The sequence below is a fragment of the Streptomyces sp. NPDC088732 genome, assembly GCF_044751205.1.
Classification (GTDB): Bacteria; Actinomycetota; Actinomycetes; order Streptomycetales; family Streptomycetaceae; genus Actinacidiphila.
The window spans coordinates 87,653-111,504 of record NZ_JBIVLI010000011.1; the positions used below are offsets into that span (position 1 = coordinate 87,653).

The window sequence follows — 23,852 nt, forward strand, 5'->3', positions numbered from 1 at the left end:
GCCACTCTACGGCGTGCGTGGGGCCCCGTACGAACACCGACGGGGCCCCGCGCCTGCCTTCACGCTCTTGTGCTACATCCCGGCGATCAGCTTCTCCACCCGGTCGTCGACGGACCGGAAGGGGTCCTTGCACAGCACCGTGCGCTGCGCCTGGTCGTTGAGCTTCAGGTGCACCCAGTCGACGGTGAAGTCGCGCCGCTGCTCCTGGGCGCGGCGGATGAAGTCGCCGCGCAGCCGCGCCCGCGTGGTCTGCGGGGGCACGGACTTGGCCTCGAAGATCTTGAGGTCGTTGCAGATCCGCTTGGCCTGACCGCGCTTCTCCAGCAGGTAGTACAGCCCGCGGCGGCGGTGGATGTCGTGGTAGGCGAGGTCTATCTGCGCGATGCGCGGATGCGACATGGTGATGTTGTCGCGCGCCCGGTACCGCTCGATCAGCCGGTACTTCATCACCCAGTCGATCTCGGTGCCGATCCGGTCCAGATCACCGCTGCCGATGGACTCCAGCGCCCGGCCCCACAGTTCGAGGACCTGCTCGATGACCCCGCTGCGGATGCCGCGGCGCTCGCAGAAGTCCACCGCCTTGGAGTAGTACTCCTCCTGGATCTCCAGGGCCGAGGCCTCCCGGCCGGAGGCCAGGCGCACCTTGCGCTGTCCCGTTATGTCGTGGGAGACCTCGCGGATCGCCCGGATCGGGTTCTCCAGCGTGAGGTCCCGCATGACGGTGCCCGCCTCGATCATGCGCAGCACCAGGTCGGTCGCGCCGACCTTGAGCAGCATGGTCGTCTCGGACATGTTGGAGTCGCCGACGATGACGTGCAGGCGCCGGTAGCGCTCGGCGTCGGCGTGCGGCTCGTCCCGGGTGTTGATGATGGGCCGGGAGCGCGTGGTGGCGGAGCTGACGCCCTCCCAGATGTGCTCGGCACGCTGGCTGACGCAGAAGACCGCGCCGCGCGGGGTCTGCAGCACCTTGCCGGCGCCGCAGATCAGCTGCCGGGTGACCAGGAAGGGGATGAGGATGTCCGCGAGGCGGGAGAACTCCCCGTGGCGGGCGACGAGATAGTTCTCGTGGCAGCCGTAGGAGTTGCCGGCGGAGTCGGTGTTGTTCTTGAACAGGTAGACATCACCCGCGATGCCCTCCTCGTGCAGGCGCCGTTCGGCGTCCACGAGGAGCCCTTCGAGGATGCGCTCACCGGCCTTGTCGTGGGTGACGAGTTCCGTCACGTTGTCGCACTCGGGAGTGGCGTACTCCGGGTGGGACCCCACGTCGAGGTAGAGGCGGGCGCCGTTGCGGAGGAAGACGTTGCTGCTACGACCCCATGACACGACACGGCGGAAGAGGTACCGCGCCACCTCGTCCGGGGACAGACGCCGCTGTCCCCGGAACGTGCACGTGACGCCGTACTCGTTCTCCAGCCCGAAAATGCGGCGGTCCATGCTGAGACCTTACGCCTGATGCGTGGACCTCAAACCGTCTTGGGCCGTGGCGATTCGATCTTTTTCTGTGCCGCTCGCCTGGTTTGACGGGGCCGGCGGGCGGCTGCCGCCGGCCAGCAGCACCGCCAGCGCGGCCAGTCCGCCCGCCCCCGCCACCGTGAACGCCGCCACCGCTCCGCCGTACTGGGCGGCCGGCCCGGAGGCGGCGGTGCCGACCGCCGCGCCCACACCGAACCCGGTGACGATCCATGAGAACGCCTCGGTGACCGTGCCCGCCGGGGCATGCCGGTCGACCACCACGAACGCACAGGCCAGCGACGGCGCCAGGAAGAGCCCCGACAGCGCCGCGAGCGCCGTCATGAAAGCCACGCCGGGCACGAGGACGAGCGGCAGATAGCAGACCGCGAGGCCCGCCATCAGCAGCCGCAGCCGGCGCTCGGGCACCCCCGGCCACTGCCGCGCGCCGTACACCACGCCGCCGATCAGCGCGCCGAACCCGGTACCGGACAGCACGTAACTCGAGACCATCCCGCCGCCGTGGCCGTCGGCGTACGCGACGGCCGCCACCGCGATCGAGCCCAGCGACAGGCCGACGAAGAAGAAGGAGGCGACCAGGACGACGATGCCGCGCGAGCGCAACGGCCCCAGCCAGTCCGGGATCCGCGGCTCCGAGCGCCACGCCCGCGACGGCGGCGAGACCACCACGCTGACCGCCCCCGCCACGCCGACGGCCGCGATCCACAGCAGCGCGGCCGACTCCGAGAAGCCCGCCACCAGCAGGGTCACCAGCAGCGGCCCGACGGCGAACATGACCTCCTGCGCGGCGGCGTCCAGGGCGTAGGCCGCGTGGATACGCTCGGGACGCCTCAGCACCCCCGGCCAAAGGGCCCGCAGACCGCCCTCCAGCGGCGGCGTGAAGAACCCGGCGACGAGCATCGCCGCATAGGCCAGCGGCAGCGGGCGGAGCCCGGCCAGCGCGAAGACCGCCATCCCGGCGGCGGAGGCCAGCGCGGCGGGCAGCATCACCCGGGGCTGCCCCAGCCGGTCGACGGCCCGGCCCAGCAGCGGCTGGCCGACGGCGTTGGCGATGCCGTAGACCGCCGACAGCGCCCCGGCGAGGGCGAAGTCACCGCCCTGCGCCCGGGTGAGCAGCACGATCCCGAGCGCGGCCGTGGCGTTGGGCAGGCGGCCGATCAGGGTGCCGGCCAGCAGCCGCATCGCGTGCGGAGCGCGCAGCAGGTCCGCGTAGCCCGTCGCCATGGCCGCCCCTTGGTCAAGTTGTACGTATAACGTCGCGGGTCATACGTACCATGGCCGCAGTCCGCCGGTCCAGCCGTGGCACCGGGCGAGCACGGCGAGAGGGGTCCCCGACGGTGACCGGCACAGCGCGTCCGACCTCCCGGGACGTCGCACGGGCCGCGGGGGTCTCGCAGGCCACCGTCTCGCTCGTGCTCGGCGGCAAATGGCGCGGGCGCGTGTCCGAGGCCACCGCCGACACCGTCCGCGCACAGGCCCGCGAACTCGGCTACCGGCCCAACATCGCCGCACGCAACCTGCGCCTGGGCCGCACCCGGACCGCCCTGCTGGTCGTCCCCTCCATCACCAACGAGTACTTCGCCCGGATCTACACCGGCGCCGCCCGCGTGGCCGAGGAGCACGGCTTCGGCGTCGTGCTCTACCCCTCCCCCGAGGGCGTCGGCCCGGCCCGCGACCCCTTCGGCTCCGCCCGGGCCGCACTGGACGGCATCATCGCCTCCTCCATGGCCGCCGACGCCCTCGCCGCGATCGGCGAGGGCGGACTGCCGCTGGTCATGCTGGACGCCGACCCCGACGCGCCCGGCCCCGCCGCCACCGTCAACCTCGCCATCGCCGACGGGATGCGGCAGATCGCCCACCACGTACGCGCCCTCGGCCACCGCCCCGAACGCGTCGCCCACCTCGCCGCCGACATCGACACCTGGACCTTCCGGGTACGCGCCCAAGCCCTCGCCGAAGTCCTCGGGACCACTCCCACCACCGAGCACTCCGCCCTCGGCATCGAAGCCGCCCGCCACGCCACCGAACGCCTCCTCGCCCGCACCGGCACCCGCCCCACCGTGCTGGTCTGCGACGACGACGTCCTCGCCGTCGGCGCCTGCAAGGCCCTGCGGCGCCTCGGACTGCGGGTCCCCGACGACATCTCGGTGACCGGCTACGACGACTTCGCGCTGGCCAGCGCGATCGACCCGGAACTCACGACCGTCCGCCTGCCCGCCGAGGCCGTCGGCGCCGGCGGCATGACCGCCCTCCTCGACGCCCTGGCGGACCGCCCCGCCACCGGCGCCGAACTCCCCGTCCACCTCGTCGTCCGCGGCTCCACCGCCCCGCCGCGGGACACCTGACGGCACACACGCCCGCGCCCCGGCCACCACTGGGGCGGCCGGGGCGCGGACGGAACACCGGGAAAGCGCGGAACGCGCCGACTCACACGTCCTCGTCGAGCTCCGGAAGCTCGTCGTCATCATCGGTCGCGGTGGCCGGCGCCGCCTTGCCCGCCGAGCCACCGGCACCCCCGTCCTCCAGCAGCAGCGACAACTGCCGGCCGAGGATCCGCTTGAACTTGCGCTGCTGCGGCCGCGTACGGTCCAGCACCGCCACCTCCAGCTGCTCCGCCGTGAGCTGCCGGTCGCTGCCGTTGGTGTCCCGGCTCAGGGACTCCACCGCCAGCTTCAGCGCCTCCGCGAGAGTCATCCCGTCACGGTGGCGCTGGTCCAGATAACTGCCGATCTGGTCGGAGTTGCCGCCGACCGCCACCGCGCCGTGCTCGTCGACGATCGAGCCGTCGTGCGGCAACCGGTAGATCTGGTCCTCGGAAGGATCAGAACCCACCTCCGCGACGATCAGCTCCACCTCGTACGGCTTCTCGCCGACACTGGAGAAGATCGTGCCCAGGGTCTGCGCGTACACGTTCGCCAGACCGCGGGCCGTCACATCGTCACGGTCATAGGTGTAACCACGCAGGTCGGCGTAGCGCACCCCGCCGATCCGCAGGTTCTCGAACTCGTTGTACTTGCCCACCGCCGCGAACGCGATGCGGTCGTAGATCTCGCTCACCTTGTGCAGCGCGCGGGACGGGTTCTCGGCGATGAAGACGATGCCGTCCGTGTACTGCAGAACGACGACGCTGCGCCCGCGCGCGATGCCCTTGCGGGCGAACTCCGCGCGGTCGGCCATGGCCTGCTGGGGTGAGACATAGAACGGCGTCGACACCGGCTATCCGTCCCTTTCTGTCGTGTGCGGGTCCATCGCAGGACGTCCGGGCTCAGAGCAGCTCGGCACGCGGGCCGTCGGGCTGCTCCATCCGCCGCTCATGGATGGCGCGGACGATCTCCTGGCTCTCGGACTCTGTGAGCCTGCGGAAGCCGTCCTCGGTGATGACCGTGACGATCGGGTAGATGCGGCGGGCCAGATCGGGACCACCGGTCGCCGAGTCGTCGTCCGCCGCGTCGTACAGCGCCTGGACGACCAGCGTGGTCGCCTGCTCGCCGGTGAGGCCGGACTTGTAGAGCTTCTTCAACGCGCCGCGCGCGAAGACCGAACCGGAACCGGTGGCGGCGAACCCGTGCTCCTCGGAACGGCCGCCCGTCACGTCGTACGAGAAGATGCGGCCCTTCTCGCGGACGGTGTCGTACCCGGCGAAGAGCGGAACCACGGCCAGGCCCTGCAGCGCCATGCCGAGGTTGCTCCGGATCATGGTCGACAGGCGGTTCGCCTTGCCCTCCAGGGACAGGACGTCGCCCTCGATCTTCTCGTAGTGCTCCAGCTCCAGCTGGAAGAGCTTGACCATCTCCACGGCCAGACCCGCCGTGCCCGCGATGCCCACCGCCGAGTACTCGTCGGTGGGGAACACCTTCTCGATGTCGCGCTGCGCGATGATGTTGCCCATGGTGGCCCGCCGGTCACCGGCGAGCACCACACCGCCGGCGAACGTCGCCGCCACGATCGTGGTGCCGTGCGGCAGCTCGACGGCGCCGTGCACCGCCGGCAGCGAGCGGTTGCCCGGGAGCATCTCCGGCGCGTGCGCACCCAGGAAGTCGACGAACGAGGACGACCCGGGCGTCAGGAAGGCAGCCGGTAGACGCCCGGTGCTACGAGTGTTGGCTTCCACACGTTTCCTTCCACGTAGGCGGCCGCCCGCCGTATGACGTCGGGCCGATCCCTCAACTGCCCCAGCGCGGCATTGCAGCTGAAGCACAGTACGCCACGGACCCTACCCGTCCTGTGGTCGTGATCCACATGTTCGGCCGGGGCATCCAGACAAATACAGCAGATCCCGAACTGCTCAGTGACCATGGCGTCCCGCTCGGCCTCGGTCATCCCGTACTTCCGCTTCAGGTGGCCGGCCCGGCCCTCCACCGCCCGGCACGCCTTGCACCGGGTCGACAGGCCGTCGGACGCGCTGCTGTTGCGGTCCCACTCGCTGTGCGGCTTGGTCTCCCCGCAACGACGGCAGTGCTTGTGCCCCTCGGGCACAAGCACTCGCGGCCGCACGTTCCTGCCCTTCGCCAACTGCCTCTGCTGGTGGTATTCGGCCCAGCACGTCCGGCAGTAGGCGTGGAGACCGTCGCGCGATGCCCTGTTCTTGGCGAACGCCTCACGCGGCAGCGGTTGCTTGCACCGAGAACACTGCTTCACGCCCCCGTCGTTCATGGATGTGGACTACTGTCCACCCTTCTGAACGAACGAGCGCACGAAATCCTCCGCGTTCTCCTCGAGGACGTCATCGATCTCGTCCAGCACGGAGTCCACGTCGTCCGACAGCTTCTCGTGGCGGTCCTTGAGGTCGGAGGTGCCCTGCGCGTCCTGCGCGGTCTCCTCGACCTCCTCGGTCGAACGCGTGGCCTTCTGCTGCCCACCGCCGGTGTCCTTGGTAGCCATGTGTCCCTCACCCCGCTCGGTTCCATGTCCTACAAGATCAGACCCTACAAGGAGGGCCTGACATCGGCCCCCGGTATTGCGCAACGTCCGGGGGCCACCCCCATGATTCCCAGTTCGGGAGGATTTCAGCCCTGATCAGCCGCCCGACAGGATCCGCACCAGCTCCTCCGCCGTGCGGCAGCGGTCCAGCAGTTCCTTGACGTGGTTGCGCGTCCCGCGCAGCGGCTCCAGGGTGGGCACCCGCTGCAGGGAGTCACGGCCGGGCAGATCGAAGATCACCGAGTCCCAGGAGGCCGCGGCGACGTCGTCCGCGTACTGTTCGAGGCAGCGCCCGCGGAAGTACGCCCGGGTGTCCTCCGGGGGCTTGCCGATGGCCCGGTCGACCTCTTCGTCGGTCAGCAGCCGCTGGACGCGCCCGCGGGCGGCCAGGCGGTTGTACAGGCCCTTCTCGGGGCGCACGTCCGCGTACTGCAGGTCGACCAGGTGCAGGCGCGCCGCGTCCCACTCGAGGCCGTCGCGGCGCCGGTAGCCCTCCAGCAGCTCCCGCTTGGCGACCCAGTCCAGCTCGCGGGACAGGCTCATCGGGTCGCTCTCGAGCCGGTTGAGCACGTCCTCCCAGCGTCCGAGGACGTCCTTGGTCTGCTCGTCGGCGTCGGTGCCGAAGCGGTCCTCGACGTACTTGCGGGCGAGCTCGCAGTACTCCATCTGGAGCTGCACGGCGGTGAGGGTGCGGCCGCTGCGCAGCGTGACCAGCCGGCGCAGTGTGGGGTCGTGGCTGACCTGGTGGAGGGTGCGGACCGGCTGGTCGACGGCGAGGTCGACGTTGATGAAGCCGTCCTCGATCATCGACAGCACCAGGGCGGTGGTGCCGAGCTTGAGGTAGGTCGAGAGCTCCGCGAGGTTGGCGTCGCCGATGATCACGTGGAGCCGGCGGTACTTCTCGGCGTCGGCGTGCGGCTCGTCGCGGGTGTTGATGATCGGCCGCTTGAGGGTGGTCTCCAGGCCGACCTCGACCTCGAAGTAGTCGGCGCGCTGGCTGATCTGGAAGCCGTGGTCGTGCCCGTCCTGGCCGATGCCGACGCGTCCGGCGCCGGTGACGACCTGGCGGGAGACGAAGAAGGGCGTCAGGTGGCGCACGATGTCCGAGAAGGCGGTCTCGCGCTTCATCAGGTAGTTCTCGTGCGTGCCGTAGGACGCGCCCTTGTTGTCGGTGTTGTTCTTGTACAGGTGGATCGGCTGGGCGCCGGGCAGCTGGGCGGCCCGCTCGGCGGCCTCCGCCATGATGCGCTCGCCGGCCTTGTCCCACAGCACGGCGTCGCGGGGGTTGGTGACCTCCGGCGAGCTGTACTCGGGGTGGGCGTGGTCGACGTAGAGCCGGGCACCGTTGGTGAGGATCACATTGGCCAGGCCGATGTCCTCGTCGGTGAGCTGGCTGGAGTCCGCGGCCTCGCGGGCGAGGTCGAAGCCGCGGGCGTCCCGCAGTGGGTTCTCCTCCTCGAAGTCCCAGCGGGCGCGGCGCGCCCGGTGCATCGCCGCCGCGTAGGCGTTGACGACCTGGGACGAGGTGAGCATGGCATTGGCGTTCGGGTGGCCCGGAACGGAGATCCCGTACTCCGTCTCGATGCCCATTACTCGCCGTACGGTCATGCGGCCCTCCTTGCCCGGCTCCGGGCCGTGGCGGCCCGGTCGCTCAAGTACCGCCCCGCGCGTGGCCCTCGGGCGGTACCGATGAGCCTAGAACGCGATGACGGCAGTGGGGAGATCATTACGCGCTTTCTTGGGTTATGCCGGGGTGAAACACTCCGGCTGCGGGTGCCCCTGCGTGGGCACCCGCAGCCGGAGAGTGGTCGCGCTACAGGTACTGGCCCGTATTGGCGACGGTGTCGATGGAGCGACCGGTGTCGGTGCCCTGCTTGCCGGTGACGAGCGTGCGGATGAAGACGATCCGCTCGCCCTTCTTTCCGGAGATGCGGGCCCAGTCGTCCGGGTTGGTGGTGTTGGGCAGGTCCTCGTTCTCCTTGAACTCGTCCACGCAGGCGGCGAGCAGGTGGGAGACGCGCAGGCCCCGCTGGTTGTGGTCGAGGAAGGCCTTGATCGCCATCTTCTTGGCCCGGTCCACGATGTTCTGGATCATGGCGCCGGAGTTGAAGTCCTTGAAGTACAGGACCTCCTTGTCACCGTTGGCGTAGGTGACCTCCAGGAAGCGGTTCTCCTCGGACTCCGAGTACATCCGCTCGACGACCGACTGGATCATGGCGTCGACGGTGGCCTCGGCGGACTCGCCGTGCTCGGACAGGTCCTCCGAGTGCAGCGGCAGGGTCGCGACGAGGTACTTGGAGAAGATGTCCTTGGCCGCCTCGGCGTCCGGCCGCTCGATCTTGATCTTCACGTCCAGGCGGCCGGGCCGCAGGATCGCGGGGTCGATCATGTCCTCGCGGTTGGAGGCGCCGATGACGATGACGTTCTCCAGTCCCTCGACGCCGTCGATCTCGGCGAGCAGCTGCGGGACGATGGTGTTCTCCACGTCCGAGCTGACGCCGGACCCACGGGTCCGGAACAGCGACTCCATCTCGTCGAAGAAGACGATGACGGGTGTGCCCTCGCTCGCCTTCTCCCTCGCACGCTGGAAGACCAGGCGGATCTGCCGCTCGGTCTCGCCGACGTACTTGTTCAGCAGCTCGGGACCCTTGATGTTCAGGAAGTAGCTCTTGCCCTGGGGCTGCCCGGTGACCTCGGCGACCTTCTTGGCAAGGGAGTTGGCGACGGCCTTGGCGATCAGGGTCTTGCCGCAGCCGGGGGGGCCGTAGAGGAGCACGCCCTTGGGCGGGCGGAGCTCGTACTCCTTGAACAGTTCGGCGTGCAGATAGGGCAGTTCGACCGCGTCGCGGATCTGCTCGATCTGGTTCCGCAGGCCGCCGATCTGGCGGTAGTCGATGTCGGGCACCTCTTCGAGGACGAGCTCTTCGACCTCGCTCTTGGGCACCCGCTCGTAGACGTATCCCGAGCGCGGTTCGAGCAGCAGCGCGTCGCCGGCGCGGAGGGTGCCGTCCAGCAGCGGCTCGGCGAGCCGCACCACCCGCTCCTCGTCGGTGTGCCCGATGACCAGGGCCCGCTCGCCGTCCTCGAGGATCTCCTTGAGGGTGACGATGTCTCCGATGCGCTCGAACTCCATGGCCTCGACCACGTTGAGCGCCTCGTTGAGCATCACTTCCTGGCCGCGCCGGAGGTCGTCCAGCTCGACCGACGGTGAGACGTTCACCCGCAGCTTGCGGCCGCCGGTGAAGATGTCCGCCGTCCCGTCGTCGTTCGCCTGCAGGAACACGCCGAATCCGGCGGGGGGCTGTGCCAGCCGGTCCACCTCTTCCTTGAGGGCCACGATCTGGTCGCGGGCCTCGCGGAGGGTGTTGGCCAGCCGCTCGTTCTGAGCGGAGACACCCGCAAGACTGGTCTGCAGCTCGACGATCCGCTCCTCGAGAATCCTCGTGTGCCGCGGAGAGTCGGCGAGCTTACGTCGCAGGACGGCGATCTCCTGCTCAAGAAAGGCGACCTGGCTCATGGGGTCTTCCGATCCACGAGCGGGTCGGCCGCCACGGTTGATGTCGTCGTCGTGGGCCGCCACGGTCCTCACCTCCTCCAAGGGGAGCTGGACGCTTCCAGACCCTACCTGGGCCAGTAGGGGTTGAAACCCCTAGATCACAAAGACGTCCGGTGTGTGTCCGATCTTCACCCTTGCGCACGTCCTCGTGCCAGGGAGATACCCAGCCATCACCATCCGAAAGCGGCCGGTTGTATCGTCGGTTCGGTCAACGCCCGTCAGGGGCGGTCCCTTCCCGAACGACGAACGGCAGGCGAGATACCCGTGAGCGACGAAGTCGTCGAGGCGCTTGAGGTCTGGATCGATCAGGACCTGTGCACCGGTGACGGCATCTGTGTGCAGTACGCACCCGAGGTATTCGAGCTGGACATCGACGGGCTCGCGTACGTCAAGGGTGACGACGGCGAGCTGCGTGAGGCCCCCGGGGCCTCCGTGCCGGTGCCCCTGCCGTTGCTGACCGATGTGGTGGATTCGGCCAGGGAATGTCCTGGCGAATGTATTCATGTACGTCGGGTTTCGGACAGTGTAGAGCTGTACGGACCCGGCGCGGAGTGATCTGTCACACGCTGTTCGCGAGCGGTCCGGGGATCTCGTAGTAGGTGCCCGACCGCCATTCCCAGCTGTAGTCCCGCATCTGGTCGGGGCAGCAGCGCGGGATGTCCTGCGAGGAGTAGCCGAGGACCGTGGCGCGAACCTTTCGCCCCTCGATCCGCAGGTCCTTGAGGGACCGCTGCTCCTTCGGGTCGACCAGCGTCTCCGTGATCCGCGGCGCGGCGCCCGGTGCGGTGCCGGCCGAGACCACGTAGAGACCGCTGGGCGGGGTGCCCGTCTCGGAGTGGCAGCGCGCGACCGCGACCGTCTCCGGGCGGCCGTCCCCGTCCAGGTCGCCGGCGGCCTGGTCGACCACGTCCACCGGCGCGCCCGCGCAGTTCATCGTGTAGTGGGCGGCCTTCGGGTCCGGTGGTGCCGCGGCGGGGACCGCGGGGACCGCCGCCTTCGCACCGGCGGCCGGCGGCTTCGCGGTGGAGGCGCCGGCGGGCTGCACCAGTGCGGCGCTGCCTATGACCGCGGCGATCACCGCGGCCGTGGTGATCCAGTGCACCGAACGGGCCCGGGTGTGCGGGAGGGCCGGTCCTGCCGTGGGCTGCACGCGCCTGTCTCCTGTGGAGTTGGTCGAGCGGGGTGGCCAGCATGCTGCCACAGCGCGCGGGGCGCCGGTACGACCGGGTCCCGTGTGTCGCAAATCTTTTATCGGTACGTCATATGACGTATGTGGCTGGAGACACGGAGGGGACACAAAAGCGCCGCCCCGGTCTCCCGGTGGCGGCGCTCTCGGTGGCCTGCGGTCAGTCCGTGGCCTCGAGTTCCTCGACGGCCTCGGCCGCCTCACCGCCCTTGGCGGCCCGGCCCGCGGCGCGACCCGCGCCCGGACCGGTGTAGTCCTCGCCGTACGCGCCCGGCGCGGGGCGCCTGCGCCGCAGCGGGGGCTCCACCCCGTCCGCCAGCCGGCGCGCGGTCAGCAGGAACCCGGTGTGCCCGATCATCCGGTGGTCCGGACGCACCGCCAGTCCCTCGACGTGCCAGGTGCGCACCATCGTCTCCCACGCCGACGGCTCGTTGAACGTGCCGTGCTCGCGGATCGCCTCGACGGTCCGCGCGAGCTGCGTGGTCGTGGCCACATAGGCGCACAGGATGCCGCCGGGCACCAGGGCCTTGGAGACCGCCTCCAGGCACTCCCACGGGGCGAGCATGTCCAGGATGACCCGGTCGACGTCGACATCGCTGAGGTTGTCCTGCAGATCGCCGACGGTGAGCTGCCACGCCGGGTGCGGACCGCCGAAGTACCGCTCCACGTTCTGCGTCGCGATCTCGGCGAAGTCGGCGCGCCGCTCGTACGAGTGCAGCATCCCCTCGTCACCGATCGCCCGCAGCAGGAACATGCTGAGCGAGCCCGATCCCACGCCGGCCTCCACGACGCGCGCGCCGGTGAAGATGTCGGCCATGGACAGGATCTGCCCCGCGTCCTTGGGGTAGACCACGGCGGCGCCGCGGGGCATGGACAGGACGTAGTCGGGGAGCAGGGGGCGCAGCGCAAGGTAGGCGACGTTTCCCGTGGTACGCACCACACTGCCCTCGGGGGCGCCGATCAGCTCGTCATGCGGGAACGACCCCTTGTGGGTGTGGAAGTTCTTCCCGGCCTCGAGCGTGAACGTGTAGTGGCGTCCCTTGGGATCGGTGAGCTGGACCTGGTCCCCGACCTTGAAGGGCCCGCGACGGCGGGCGGCACCGGTCGGTTCGGACATGCCCCCAGCCTACCGGTGTTTTTTAACGGCTCGTTCGCCTCCGGGGCGCCCTGTGACGGTGCCGACGATCGACCGTGCTCGGTCCCTCGTTCCTCGGGCCCTCCGCGCTCCCCAAGATACCGCTGGGAGGTGCCCCCACTCCCTTTCGGCACCGTCGCGCCCCTTGGGCTCACTCGCCAGGCGGTGGTCCTGTGGGGGCGCCGGCGCGACACGGGGCGTTCGCCCTCTGGGGCCGCGTGCCTGCGGCCCTGCGAGTGCCTGTATGCCCACCTCGTGCGACGGCCCCAGGGAGCGACGGCCCGCGAATTCACCATGGCTGCCCGGCGAATGAGCCGAAGGGGCGCGCGCCTGTCGAAAGGGAGAACACGAGGAGGCCCCGAGGAACGAGGGGCCGAGCATGATCGACCGTCGACAGGTGCTGAAGGCGCCCCGGAGGCGAACGAGTCTTTAAACAGACGGCCGGGCCATGGCGGCGAGGAAGGCTTTTTCGACGTCTGCGGTGGACAGGACGCCGTAGATCTCGCCGGAGTTCTCCACCACCAGGTATTCCGTGGCCGGTGTCGCGCGGAGGGTGTCGAGGAGGTCCTCGCCCGCGAGTTCGGCGGAAACCTTCATGCCGGGCTTGAGGTCCTGGGCGAGTCCGGAGACGGCGACCCAGGGGCGCCGGTGCTCGGGGATGCCGACGATCGCGGCTTCGCGGACGACGGCGGTGGGGGTGCCGTGGCCGTCGACGACGACGAGGGCGCGGGCGCCCGCCTCGTTGGCGCGTCGCAGGGCTTCGGACAGGGGGGTGTCGGAGGCGACGGGCAGGGCGCGCCGGGTGAGGGTGCGGGCCTGGAGTTCGGGGAGGTGTTCGCGGAGCCGGGCCATGCGCAGGGCGTTGCCCGCGCCGGTCCAGATGATCGCGGCCAGGATGGCGGCGAGCAGGGCGTCGGTGAGGGAGTCGAAGCCGGTGGCGTCGCCGGTGCCGTCGCTGAGGCCGCCGGCGTAGGACAGCAGGGGCAGGCCGATCAGGACGGCGAGGGCGAGGGCGCGCCCGATCCAGGCGGCGGCGACGGTACCGGTCATAGGCTTGCCGGTGATCTTCCAGATGACCGCGCGCAGCATGCGGCCGCCGTCCAGCGGGAGCCCGGGCAGCAGGTTGAACGCGGCCACGAGGAGGTTGCTGATCATCAGTCCGGCGAGCAGGACGCCCGGCACGGTGCCGGGGTCCACGCCCTGCATGCCGAGGTAGAACACCCCGGCCAGGACGAGCGAGAGCAGCGGGCCGATGAAGGCGAGGACGAATTCCCGCCCCGGGGTGTCGGACTCCTTCTCGATCTCGGAGACGCCGCCGAAGAACTGGAGCTGGATGCGGCGCACCGGGAGGCCGAAGCGGAGCGCGGCGACCGTGTGGGCGAGTTCGTGCACCAGGACGGAGGCGTAGAAGGCCACCGCGAAGAAGAGCGAGACGAGGTAGCGCAGGGCTCCGAGTTCGGGCAGGACGCGGTCGAGTTGACCGCCGAAGACCCAGGTGATCAGGGCCGCGACCAGGAACCAGCTGGGGGCGACGTACACGGGCACGCCGAAGACGCGGCCCATGAGGATGCCGCCGCCGGGGCCGGCGGGGCGTTTTCCGGTGCCGTCGTCGGCTCCGGGGGTGCGCCCGCCGCCTTCGCGCGGCTGCTGGCTGTCGCTCACTGGTTCCCCTCGTTCGGCTGTCGGTCCGACGTCGATGGTATTGCCCGGCTGCCCGGAGCCGACACCGGCTGTCGGTGCGAACCCATAGGGTCCTGCCATGGGCACCAGCATCGAACCCGTTCCGCCGACGCCTCCGCGGCCGCCGGCCGCTCCGTCGTCGTTGTCGCCGTCGCGGGCCGCCGACTTCATGCGGTGTCCGCTGCTGTACCGGCTGCGGGTGATCGACAAGCTGCCGGAGAAGCCGAGTCCGGCCGCCGCGCGGGGCACGGTGGTGCACGCGGTGCTGGAGCGGCTCTTCGACAACCCGGCCGGCGAGCGGACGGCGGAGCGGGCGCGGGCGATGGTGCCGGGGCAGTGGCGGCGGCTGCTCGAGGAGCGCCCCGAGCTGTCGCAGCTGTTCCCCGCCGGGGAGGGGCAGGAGCTGGCGGAGTGGCTGGAGGGGGCGGCCGGGCTGGTGGAGCGGTGGTTCTCGCTGGAGGACCCGACGCGGCTGGAGCCCGCGGAGCGCGAGCTGTACGTGGAGACGGAGCTGGAGTCGGGGCTGACGCTGCGCGGCTACATCGACCGTCTCGACGTGGCCCCGGCCTCCGGCGATCTGCGCGTGGTGGACTACAAGACCGGCAAGGCCCCGCGCCCGGAGTACGCGGACGAGGCGCTGTTCCAGATGAAGTTCTACGCGCTGGTGCTGTGGCGGCTGCGCGGGGTGGTGCCGCGCCGGCTGCAGCTGGTCTACCTGGGCAGCGGCGAGGTGATGACGTACGACCCGTCGGAGGAGGACCTGCTGGCGGTGGCGCGCAAGCTGGAGGCGCTGTGGCAGGCGATCCGGCGGGCGACCGAGTCCGGCGACTGGCGGCCGCGTCCGAGCCGGCTGTGCGACTGGTGCGACCACCAGGCGGTCTGCCCGTCGTTCGGCGGCACTCCCCCGCCGTATCCGCTGGCGGTGGTGGGGAAGAATGGGGATTCCTGAGCTGAGGAGATCACGTGGCCATTCGCGTTCTGCTGGTTGACGACCAGCCGCTGCTGCGCACCGGTTTCCGGATGATCCTGGAGGCGGAGCCGGAACTGGCGGTGGTCGGTGAGGCGGGGGACGGCCAGCAGGCTCTGGAGCAGGTGCGGGCCCTGCAGCCGGACGTCGTGCTGATGGACATCCGCATGCCGCGGATGGACGGGGTGGAGGCCACCCGGCAGATCACCGGTCCCGGGCGGGACGGCCCGGCGAAGGTGCTGGTGCTGACCACGTTCGACCTGGACGAGTACGTGGTGGAGGCGCTGCGCGCGGGTGCCAGCGGTTTCCTGCTGAAGGACGCCCCGGCGCACGAACTGGTGCAGGCGATCCGGGTGGTCGCGGCGGGCGAGGCGATGCTCGCGCCGAGCATCACGCGGCGGCTGCTCGACAAGTACGCGGGACGGCTGCCGTCGGGCGAGGAGCCGGTGCCGCAGGCGCTGCACACGCTGACCGACCGTGAGGTCGAGGTGCTGAAGCTGGTCGCGCGGGGACTGTCGAACGCCGAGATCGCGGCGGAGCTGTTCGTGAGCGAGACGACGGTCAAGACCCATGTGGGACATGTGCTGACGAAGCTGGCGCTGCGGGACCGCGTGCAGGCGGCGGTGTACGCGTACGAGAGCGGTCTGGTGCGGCCAGGAGCGCAGTAGCCGTCCCCCGGTGGGGCGGGGGGACGTCCGGCCGTCGGGGAGGCCGGAGGCGTCGCGCTGGTCAGCCGGCCTGGTCGACCTTCTGGATCTCCCAGAAGCGGAAGACGGTGGACTGGTCGAGGGTCCATTCCAGGCCGTTGACGGTGTCCTTGGCGGCCACGTACTGCTTGCCCTGCCACAGCGGGATGATCGGCACGTCGTCGGCGACCGTGTCCTGCAGTTCCTCGAAGTCCGAGGTGGTGGAGGCGCGGTTGTCCTCGGCGGCGGTGCGCGGGATGAGTTCGCCGCTGAGCCGCTGGTTCACGTAGTGGTTGGACAGCACGTTGCCGTCGCCGAAGAAGGGCGCGGTGAAGTTGTCCGGGTCCGGGTAGTCGGGAACCCAGCCTCGGACGTAGACGGCGTACTTGCCGGCGGCGATGTCCTTGGCGTACTGGTCGGCGTCGGTGGACTTGACGTCGACGTCGAACAGGCCGCTGGCGTTGAGCTGCTGGGCGATCTCCTTCAGCTCGGCCACGGTGCCGGGGCCGTAGCGGACGGGGGTGGCCCAGAGGGTGAAGCGGACCGGTTCGGTGATGCCCGCCCCGGTGAGCGCGGCCTGGGCGCGGGCGGTGTCGCCGCCCTCGCCGTAGCGGTCGAAGAAGGCCGTGTTGTGGCCGGTGATGCCCTGCGGCACGATCGAGTACAGCGGGGTGGCGGTGCGGTCGTAGACGTCGCGGATGATGGCCTTGCGGTCGATCAGGTAGGCGACGGCGCGACGGACGGCCTTGTCGGAGACCGCGGGGTCGTCGACGTTGAAGACCAGGTGCTGGACCTCGGCGCCGGTGCCCTCGACGACCTTCATGTGGCTGTCCCCGGAGGCCGCCTTCTGCTGGAGGTCGGCGATGTCCTTGGCGGCGAGGCCTCGGTAGGCGAGGTCGACGTCGCCGTCCTCGAGGGCCTTGCCGAGGCCGCTCTCCTCCGTGAAGAACTTCATGGTCATGCCGGAGTTGTGGACTTCGGCGGTGCCCTGGTAGCGGTCGTTGACCGAGAAGACGGCCTGGTCCCCGGCGGTGTACGAGTCCAGCCGGTACGGGCCGCTGCCCATCGCCTTGTTGTCGTCGCGGAGCTTGTCCGCCGGGTACTCGCGGTGGTCCACGATGGAGCCGGCGCCGGAGGCGATCTTCATGGGGAAGGTCGCGTCGGAGTACTTCAGGTGGAAGACGACGCGGTCGGCGGTGGGGGCGTCGATCGTCTTGATCGAGTCCAGGAGGACCGCGGGACCGTTCGCGTCGTTGATCTTGATGGTGCGCTCGAAGGAGTACTTGACGTCCTGCGAGGTGAGGTCGTCACCATTGCTGAACTTCAGTCCCGGGCGCAGGGTGCAGTCGAAGGTCCGGCTGGCCGAGTCGGTGAACGCGCAGTTCTCGGCGGCTTCGGGCTCGGGCTTGGTGGCGCCCCGGGGGAAGCTCATCAGGGACTGGAAGACGTTGTTGAAGACGATCCAGGAACCCACGTCGTAGCCGGAGGCGGGATCGACGGCCGTGACCTTGTCCGTGATCCCCATCGTGACGGATTTGCCCTCACCTCCCCCGTCACCGGAGCCGCTCCCGCAGCCGGCCGCAAATATCGCTGTCGCGGACAGCGGGAGAGCCAGTAGCTGGACTCTGTTCCTCACGGGGGTACCTCACTTCGTGGTGCGAATGGGCCCGGCTGGTACGGATCCGCGCGGAACGCCCGAATCCGTACCAGCCGACGGCTCATCCTGCCACGCCGCGCCCGAGCTCCCAGAACTGGGCGGTGGAGGAGGAATTCAGCAGCCACTCGGCGCCGGTGATGTTGTCGCGGGTGGCGACGTACTGCTTGTCCTGGTACAGCGGGATCATCGGCAGGTCCTTGGCCAGGATGTCCTGCATCTGCAGGAAGTCCTTGTCCGTCTGGCCGCGGTCGGCGGTCTGGCGGGTGCTGGGCAGCAGCGAGTTCTTGATGTCGCCGCCGGGGTAGTTCAGGTTGAGGAAGCCTTCGGCGAAGAACGGCGCGATGTAGGTGTCCGCGTCGGGGAAGTCGGGGAGCCAGCTGAGCGAGTACGCCGCCCACTGGCCCTTGACCGCGCCCGGGAGGAAGGTCTTCCACGGGGCGCCCTTGAGCGTCACGTCGAACAGGCCGCTGGCGTTGAGCTGCTTCTGCAGGGCCACCGCCTCTTCCTTGTTCGGCGTGGCCGGGCGGTCCGTCGTGTAGGTGAACGTCAGCTTGACCGGGGTGCTGATGCCGGCGGCGGACAGGGCCGCGGCGGCCTTGTCGCGGCTGGGCTGCCCGTACATGTTGAAGTACGAGTTGCTGTGACCGACGATGCCTGCGGGCACGGCGCCGAAGAGCGGCGTCGCGGTGCGGTGGGTCACGTCGCGGGTGAGCGCGTCACGGTCGACGATGTGGGCTATGGCCTCACGGACGGCCTTGTCCTTCACCGTCGGGTCGTCGACGTTGAAGAACATGTAGCGGACGGAGGGGCTGGTCGCCTCCGTCAGCTTGATGGTCGGCACCTTGCCCTGCTGGATGTTGTAGATCTGGTCGGCGGTGAAGGTGCGGTTCACCATGTCGATCTGGCCGTCGGCGAGCGCCTTCTCCATCGCGTCCGCGGTCTCGAAGAAGCGGACCTCGATCTTGCTGTTGTTGAGCTTGCTCACCAGGCCCTTGTAGCTGGGGTTGGCGCTGAGGACGGCCTTGTCGCCCTCCCACGAGTCCAGCTTGTAGGGGCCCGAGCCGACCATCTGCAGGCCGTCGAGCGCCTTGTCCGCGGGGTACACCTCGCTGTCGACGATGGCCGCGGCGGGGGTCGCCAGCTTGTACGGGAAGGTGGCGTCGGAGGCCTTGAGGTGGAAGACCACGGTCTTCTCGTCCGGGGCCTCGACGGTCTCGATGTTCGACAGGAGGCTGACCGGGCCGTAGTCGCTCTTGATCTTGATGACGCGGTCGATGGAGAACTTGACGTCCTCGGAGGTCAGCGCGTGCCCGTTGGAGAACGTCAGGCCGTCGCGCAGAGTGCAGCGGTAGGTCTCGGACTTGGTGTCGGAGAACTCGCAGGACTTGGCCGCGTCCGGGGACGGGGTCGTCGCGCTGCGCTGGTAACCCAGCAGCATCTGGAAGGTGTTGTTGAAGAAGGTGTACGTGCCACCGTCGTACGAGGTGGCCGGGTCCACGGGAGAGGGCAGTTCCTTGGACACGGCGATGTGGTCGGTGGTACCCACGACGATCGTGTCGCCGCCGCCGCCTCCGGCGTTCGAATCACCGCATCCGGCGAGTACGGGCGCGGCGAGGCCCATCACGGCCGGCAGCACCAGCAGCTTGCGATTCATGCTCGTTGTTCTCCCTCTTCCGGCCCTCGGCCGCGCAGTCTGAGCGGGGCGACGATACCCGGAATTGCCGGTGCCCGGCATTCCGGCCGACCGCCCCCTGACACGGAGAAGTTGAGCCCGCGTCACAGGCGGATAACAGGGAGTGGTGCACCGATATCCGGACAGCGGAACGAACAGCCCGCCGCCCCCCAATACGGACACAACAGCACTACACGCACCGTCAATTGACGGGCCGAAGCACGTCCGGAGGGTGTTGTCGACGCCCGTCGACGTGAAAAGTATCACGCCAGCCGACGACCGCCGGTAAAGAATTCGGCAGCCGCGAAAGGTCACGGAAAATGAGCGGGCGGGCGCCCAGAGTTTCCACTCAATTTATGGCGACGCTCAGTGAACGGCCGTAATCAGAGAGCGCAGAAAAGGCACGTCGACGGCTTCGAGGGACGCCACGACGGCCCGCCCGGGCGCGGGCTCGATGGGGGCGATCGAGGGCACCGCCACCACCTGGCACCCGGCCGCCTCCGCGGCGCTGACACCGGTCGGGGTGTCCTCGACGACCACGCAGCGCGCGGGGTCGGCGCCCAGGCGCGCGGCGGCGTGCAGATAGGACTCGGGGTGCGGCTTGCCCTGGACCACCTCGTCCCCCGCGACGGAGAACGCGAAGTGCTCGGGGCCGATGGAGAGCACGACGGCGTCGATGATGCGGCGGTGGGAGGCGGAGACCAGGGCGGCGGGCACGCCGTGCGCGGCCAGTTCCGTGAGCAGGCGCCGCGCGCCCGGCATGAGCGGTACTCCCCGGCCGATGAGCTCGACGAACCGCAGGTTGATCAGCGCGGACAGCTCGGCGAGGGTGGCGTCGGTGCCGGTGACCGAGATCAGGTGTCCCAGGCTGCGGGCCATCGGGCCGCCGACGACCACCTCGCGGTGGGTGTCGTCCAGGACGTGCCCGAGCTGCGCGAACACCTCGACCTCCGCGTTCCACCAGAAGCCTTCGGTGTCGACCAGCGTGCCGTCCATGTCCAGGAGGACGGCCTGCAGGCCTGCGTCCCGGGCCGGCCGGGTCTCGGTGACGGGAATACCGCTGGTCATGCGCCCCACATCCTTCACAGTCCAGGGGGCACAAAGGCCGGTCGCCTCGCGCCCCAGGGTGATGGGGGCGTGGGACCGGCCAGGTGCCGTTCGGATCGTCCAGTGTACGACGTATGACCCGTTACCGCGCGTTGAAGTACTTTGCCTCCGGATGATGGATGACGATGGCGTCGGTGGACTGCTCCGGGTGGAGCTGGAACTCCTCCGACAGCCGCACGCCGATCCGCTCGGGCTCCAGCAGCTGCGCGATCTTGGCCCGGTCCTCCAGGTCGGGGCAGGCCCCGTAGCCGAGGGAGAAGCGGGCGCCGCGGTACTTCAGCGCGAACATGTCCTCCATGGCGCCGGGGTCCTCCCCGGAGAAGCCCAGCTCCGCGCGGACCCGGGCGTGCCAGTACTCGGCGAGCGCCTCGGCGAGCTGGACGGACAGGCCGTGCAGCTCCAGGTAGTCGCGGTAGGCGTCGGCGGCGAACAGCTTGTTGGCGGCCTCCGAGACCGCGTTGCCGACCGTCACCACCTGGAGGCCGACGACGTCGGTCTCGCCGGACTCCTCCGGGCGGAAGAAGTCGGCCAGGCACAGCCGGCGGCCGCGGCGCTGCCGCGGGAAGGTGAAGCGGGTCCGCTCCGCGCCGTCCTCGCCGAGGATGATCAGGTCGTCGCCCTTGGAGACGCAGCGGAAGTAGCCGTAGACGACCGCCGCTTCCAGCAGGCCCTCGCTCTGCATGCGGTCCAGCAGTCCGCGCAGCCGCGGCCGGCCCTCGGTCTCCACCAGTTCCTCGTAGCCGGGACCGCCGGTCCTGGACTGCTTCAGGCCCCACTGGCCCTTGAACAGCGCGCCCTCGTCGAGCCAGGACGCGTAGTCCTTGAGCGGGATGCCCTTGACGATCCGCGAACCCCAGAACGGCGGGGTGGGAACGGGGTTGTCGGTGGCCACGTCCGAGCGGATCTGGCCGCGGTTCTCCTCGGTCTCCTCCGGCGCGCCCGCCTGCCCGTCCCGGCGGGCGACGCGGCGCTGCCGGAGTTCGGGGAGGGTGGCGCCGGGCACGCCGCGCTTGACCGCGATGAGCGCGTCCATCAGCCGCAGGCCCTCGAACGCGTCGCGGGCGTAGCGGACTTCGCCCTCGTAGATCTCGTGGAGGTCCTGCTCGACGTACGCGCGGGTGAGGGCGGCGCCGCCGAGGATGACCGGGAACCGGGCGGCCAGACCGCGCTGGTTGAGCTCCTCCAGGTTCTCCTTCATGATCACGGTGGACTTCACCAGCAGGCCCGACATGCCGATGACGTCCGCCGCGTGCTCCTGGGCGGCGTCGAGGATCGCCGAGACCGGCTGCTTGATGCCCAGGTTGACGACGTTGTAGCCGTTGTTGGACAGGATGATGTCCACGAGGTTCTTGCCGATGTCGTGCACGTCGCCGCGGACGGTGGCCAGCACGATGGTGCCCTTGCCGGAGGCGTCGGACTTCTCCATGTGCGGTTCGAGGTGGGCGACGGCGGTCTTCATCACCTCGGCGGACTGCAGGACGAACGGCAGCTGCATCTGGCCGGAGCCGAAGAGTTCGCCGACGACCTTCATGCCCTCCAAGAGGGTCTCGTTGACGATGTCGAGGGCCGGACGCGCCTTCAGCGCCTCGTCGAGGTCCGCCTCCAGGCCGTTCTTCTCGCCGTCGATGATGCGCCGTTGCAGCCGCTCGTCCAGGGGGAGCGCGGCGAGCTCCTCGGCGCGGCCCGCCTTCACCGACTTGGTGTCGACGCCCTCGAACAGCTCCAGGAAGCGCTGCAGCGGGTCGTAGCCCTCGCGGCGGCGGTCGTGGACGAGGTCGAGGGCGACCTCGCGCTGCTCCTCCGGGATGCGGGCGATCGGCACGATCTTGGACGCGTGCACGATCGCCGAGTCCAGGCCGGCCTGCACGCACTCGTGCAGGAAGACCGAGTTGAGCACCGTGCGCGCGGCCGGGTTGAGGCCGAAGGAGATGTTGGACAGACCGAGCGTGGTCTGCACGGCCGGGTGGCGGCGCTTGAGTTCGCGGATCGCCTCGATGGTGGCGATGCCGTCCCCGCGGGACTCCTCCTGGCCGGTGGCGATGGTGAACGTCAGGCAGTCGACGATGATGTCGCTCTCGGCGATGCCCCAGGTGCCGGTCAGGTCGGCGATGAGGCGTTCGGCGATCGCGACCTTGGCCTCGGGCGTACGGGCCTGCCCCTCCTCGTCGATGGTGAGGGCGATGAGGGCGGCGCCGTGCTCCACGGCGAGCCGCGTGGTGCGGGCGAAGCGGGACTCGGGGCCGTCGCCGTCCTCGTAGTTGACCGAGTTGATCACCGCGCGCCCGCCGAGCTTCTCCAGGCCCGCGCGGAGCACCTCGGGCTCGGTGGAGTCCAGCACGATCGGCAGGGTGGAGGCGGTGGCGAGCCGGCCGGCGATCTCGTTCATGTCGGCGACGCCGTCGCGGCCGACGTAGTCGACGCACAGGTCCAGGAAGTGGGCGCCCTCGCGGATCTGCTCGCGCGCCATCTCCACGCAGTCGTCCCAGCGGCCGTCCAGCATGGCCTCGCGGAACTTCTTGGAACCGTTGGCGTTGGTGCGCTCGCCGATGGCGAGGTACGCGGTGTCCTGGCGGAAGGGGACCGTCTGGTAGAGCGAGGACGCGCCCGGCTCGGGGCGCGGCTCGCGGGCGGCCACCTCGTGGCCGCGGACCCGCTCGACGACCTGCCGCAGGTGCTCGGGGGTGGTGCCGCAGCAGCCGCCGACCAGGGAGAGCCCGTACTCGCGGACGAAGACCTCCTGCGCGTCGGCGAGTTCACCGGGGCTCAGCGGGTAGTGCGCGCCGTCCTTGCCGAGGACGGGGAGACCGGCGTTGGGCATGCAGGACAGCTGAATGCCGGCGTGCCGGGCGAGATAGCGCAGGTGCTCGCTCATCTCGGCGGGGCCGGTGGCGCAGTTGAGGCCGATCATGTCGATGCCGAGCGGTTCCAGCGCGGTGAGCGCGGCGCCGATCTCGGAGCCCAGCAGCATGGTGCCGGTGGTCTCGACGGTGACGGAGCAGATGAGCGGCGCCGCGGAGTGGGCGGCGTCCAGGGCCCGCCGGGCGCCGATGAGGGCGGCCTTGGTCTGCAGCAGGTCCTGGGTGGTCTCCACGATCACCGCGTCGGCGCCGCCGGCCAGCAGGCCCGCGGCGCTCTGCTCGTAGGCGTCGCGCAGCGTGCCGTACGCGACGTGGCCGAGGGTGGGGAGCTTGGTGCCGGGGCCCATCGAACCGAGCACCCAGCGGGGGCGGTCGGGGGTGGAGTAGCGGTCGGCGACCTCGCGGGCGACCCGGGCGCCGGCCTCGGCGACCTCGTGGACGCGCTCCTCGATGCCGTACTCCAGGAGGCCGGCGTAGTTGGCGCTGAAGGTGTTGGTCTCCACGCAGTCCACGCCGGCGTCGAAGTAGGCCTCGTGCACGGCGCGGACGATGTCGGGGCGGGAGATGCTCAGGATGTCGTTCAGGCCCTCGTGGCCCTGGAAGTCGTCCATGGTCGGGTTCTTCGACTGGAGCATCGTGCCCATGGCCCCGTCGGCGACCACGACCCGCTGGGCGAAGGCCTCCCGGAGGGCCGCTGCGCGGGCGTGTGCGGGGGAGGTTCCCTCGGAGGAGGAGGCGTACGAGGACGGCTGGGCCATGGATGTGCTCCCTGAGTGCGACGGCTGTCGGCTTGGCGCGCACCGGCTGTCGCTGGTACGCACCAGGCCAGCGTAGCCGGGCCGCCGGAATCCGCCTCCGGCATTCCGAAGGGCGGACCGTGGTGCCACACTCATCTCTGGGATGATGATGGTCGGCATCGTCTGACAGTGTTCAGCATTGTCGACTCGTTCATGATCGT

At 70.0% G+C, this 23,852-nt stretch carries 19 protein-coding genes; 4 read left to right on the forward strand and 15 right to left on the reverse strand.

Features of this window, described 5'->3' with window-relative positions:
• Nucleotides 1-72 precede the first annotated feature (72 nt).
• Both pafA and ACIP9H_RS19860 read right to left on the reverse strand, forming a co-directional pair.
• Complete coding sequence (gene pafA / locus ACIP9H_RS19855) at nucleotides 73-1,434, reverse strand: Pup--protein ligase (protein WP_319662002.1); 1,362 nt, start codon at nucleotides 1,432-1,434, stop codon at nucleotides 73-75.
• Between the two features lie 9 nt (nucleotides 1,435-1,443).
• Nucleotides 1,444-2,694 carry an MFS transporter gene (locus tag ACIP9H_RS19860; protein WP_401959946.1) on the reverse strand — a complete coding sequence of 417 codons (1,251 nt, stop codon included), beginning with the start codon at nucleotides 2,692-2,694 and terminating at the stop codon, nucleotides 1,444-1,446.
• Nucleotides 2,695-2,744: 50 nt separating this feature from the next.
• Here ACIP9H_RS19860 and ACIP9H_RS19865 point away from each other — a divergent pair, with 50 nt between their 5' ends.
• On the forward strand, nucleotides 2,745-3,815 hold the full coding sequence (locus ACIP9H_RS19865) for a LacI family DNA-binding transcriptional regulator (protein WP_401959947.1): 1,071 nt from the start codon (nucleotides 2,745-2,747) through the stop codon (nucleotides 3,813-3,815).
• An 82-nt stretch (nucleotides 3,816-3,897) separates the two neighbouring features.
• Here ACIP9H_RS19865 and prcA read toward each other — a convergent pair whose 3' ends face one another.
• The 6 genes from prcA to arc all read right to left on the reverse strand — a co-directional run bounded on the left by prcA (nucleotide 3,898) and on the right by arc (nucleotide 9,970).
• Complete coding sequence (gene prcA / locus ACIP9H_RS19870) at nucleotides 3,898-4,683, reverse strand: proteasome subunit alpha (RefSeq protein WP_401589080.1); 786 nt, start codon at nucleotides 4,681-4,683, stop codon at nucleotides 3,898-3,900.
• A gap of 52 nt (nucleotides 4,684-4,735) precedes the next feature.
• Nucleotides 4,736-5,581 (reverse strand): proteasome subunit beta, encoded by an 846-nt coding sequence (prcB, locus tag ACIP9H_RS19875; protein ID WP_401589083.1) that lies wholly within the window; start codon nucleotides 5,579-5,581, stop codon nucleotides 4,736-4,738.
• Nucleotides 5,533-6,123: an endonuclease VII domain-containing protein gene (locus tag ACIP9H_RS19880; RefSeq protein WP_401959950.1), complete on the reverse strand. Its 591-nt coding sequence runs from the start codon at nucleotides 6,121-6,123 to the stop codon at nucleotides 5,533-5,535. The genes prcB and ACIP9H_RS19880 overlap by 49 nt, the downstream gene beginning before the upstream one ends.
• A 9-nt stretch (nucleotides 6,124-6,132) precedes the next feature.
• Nucleotides 6,133-6,351 (reverse strand): ubiquitin-like protein Pup, encoded by a 219-nt coding sequence (locus tag ACIP9H_RS19885; RefSeq protein WP_384280417.1) that lies wholly within the window; start codon nucleotides 6,349-6,351, stop codon nucleotides 6,133-6,135.
• A gap of 135 nt (nucleotides 6,352-6,486) precedes the next feature.
• Entirely contained in the window at nucleotides 6,487-7,998 is a 1,512-nt protein-coding gene (gene dop, locus ACIP9H_RS19890) for a depupylase/deamidase Dop (protein WP_401589089.1), read from the reverse strand.
• Nucleotides 7,999-8,203: 205 nt separating this feature from the next.
• Nucleotides 8,204-9,970 carry a proteasome ATPase gene (gene arc, locus ACIP9H_RS19895; RefSeq protein ID WP_401589091.1) on the reverse strand — a complete coding sequence of 589 codons (1,767 nt, stop codon included), beginning with the start codon at nucleotides 9,968-9,970 and terminating at the stop codon, nucleotides 8,204-8,206.
• A 234-nt stretch (nucleotides 9,971-10,204) separates the two neighbouring features.
• Here arc and ACIP9H_RS19900 point away from each other — a divergent pair, with 234 nt between their 5' ends.
• A complete protein-coding gene (locus ACIP9H_RS19900) occupies nucleotides 10,205-10,501 on the forward strand; it encodes a ferredoxin (RefSeq protein ID WP_401589482.1) in 297 nt (98 codons plus the stop codon).
• Between the two features lie 4 nt (nucleotides 10,502-10,505).
• Here the strand turns inward: ACIP9H_RS19900 and ACIP9H_RS19905 are convergent, their stop codons facing one another.
• From ACIP9H_RS19905 to ACIP9H_RS19915, 3 genes are all read right to left on the reverse strand, one after another.
• A complete protein-coding gene (locus ACIP9H_RS19905; protein ID WP_401589093.1) occupies nucleotides 10,506-11,096 on the reverse strand; it encodes a hypothetical protein in 591 nt (196 codons plus the stop codon).
• A 196-nt stretch (nucleotides 11,097-11,292) separates the two neighbouring features.
• On the reverse strand, nucleotides 11,293-12,249 hold the full coding sequence (locus tag ACIP9H_RS19910) for a tRNA (adenine-N1)-methyltransferase (RefSeq protein WP_401589095.1): 957 nt from the start codon (nucleotides 12,247-12,249) through the stop codon (nucleotides 11,293-11,295).
• Nucleotides 12,250-12,696: 447 nt separating this feature from the next.
• A complete protein-coding gene (locus ACIP9H_RS19915) occupies nucleotides 12,697-13,929 on the reverse strand; it encodes a site-2 protease family protein (protein ID WP_401959953.1) in 1,233 nt (410 codons plus the stop codon).
• A 97-nt stretch (nucleotides 13,930-14,026) separates the two neighbouring features.
• On the opposite strand from ACIP9H_RS19915, the gene ACIP9H_RS19920 reads away from it, so the two are divergent.
• Nucleotides 14,027-14,896, forward strand: coding sequence for a RecB family exonuclease (locus tag ACIP9H_RS19920; protein ID WP_401589099.1), 870 nt, complete (start codon nucleotides 14,027-14,029; stop codon nucleotides 14,894-14,896).
• A 14-nt stretch (nucleotides 14,897-14,910) separates the two neighbouring features.
• Nucleotides 14,911-15,582: a response regulator transcription factor gene (locus ACIP9H_RS19925; RefSeq protein WP_319661988.1), complete on the forward strand. Its 672-nt coding sequence runs from the start codon at nucleotides 14,911-14,913 to the stop codon at nucleotides 15,580-15,582.
• 61 nt (nucleotides 15,583-15,643) lie between these two features.
• Here ACIP9H_RS19925 and ACIP9H_RS19930 read toward each other — a convergent pair whose 3' ends face one another.
• The 4 genes from ACIP9H_RS19930 to metH all read right to left on the reverse strand — a co-directional run bounded on the left by ACIP9H_RS19930 (nucleotide 15,644) and on the right by metH (nucleotide 23,652).
• The gene (locus ACIP9H_RS19930) at nucleotides 15,644-17,236 is read right to left on the reverse strand and encodes an ABC transporter substrate-binding protein (protein ID WP_401959956.1); all 1,593 of its coding nucleotides are present in this window, start codon (nucleotides 17,234-17,236) and stop codon (nucleotides 15,644-15,646) included.
• An 82-nt stretch (nucleotides 17,237-17,318) separates the two neighbouring features.
• Nucleotides 17,319-18,911 carry an ABC transporter substrate-binding protein gene (locus tag ACIP9H_RS19935; RefSeq protein WP_401589104.1) on the reverse strand — a complete coding sequence of 531 codons (1,593 nt, stop codon included), beginning with the start codon at nucleotides 18,909-18,911 and terminating at the stop codon, nucleotides 17,319-17,321.
• Between the two features lie 384 nt (nucleotides 18,912-19,295).
• Complete coding sequence (locus ACIP9H_RS19940) at nucleotides 19,296-19,997, reverse strand: HAD family hydrolase (protein ID WP_401959958.1); 702 nt, start codon at nucleotides 19,995-19,997, stop codon at nucleotides 19,296-19,298.
• Between the two features lie 121 nt (nucleotides 19,998-20,118).
• Nucleotides 20,119-23,652, reverse strand: a complete 3,534-nt coding sequence (gene metH / locus ACIP9H_RS19945) for a methionine synthase (RefSeq protein ID WP_401589109.1) — start codon at nucleotides 23,650-23,652, stop codon at nucleotides 20,119-20,121.
• Between the last annotated feature and the right edge of the window lie 200 nt (nucleotides 23,653-23,852).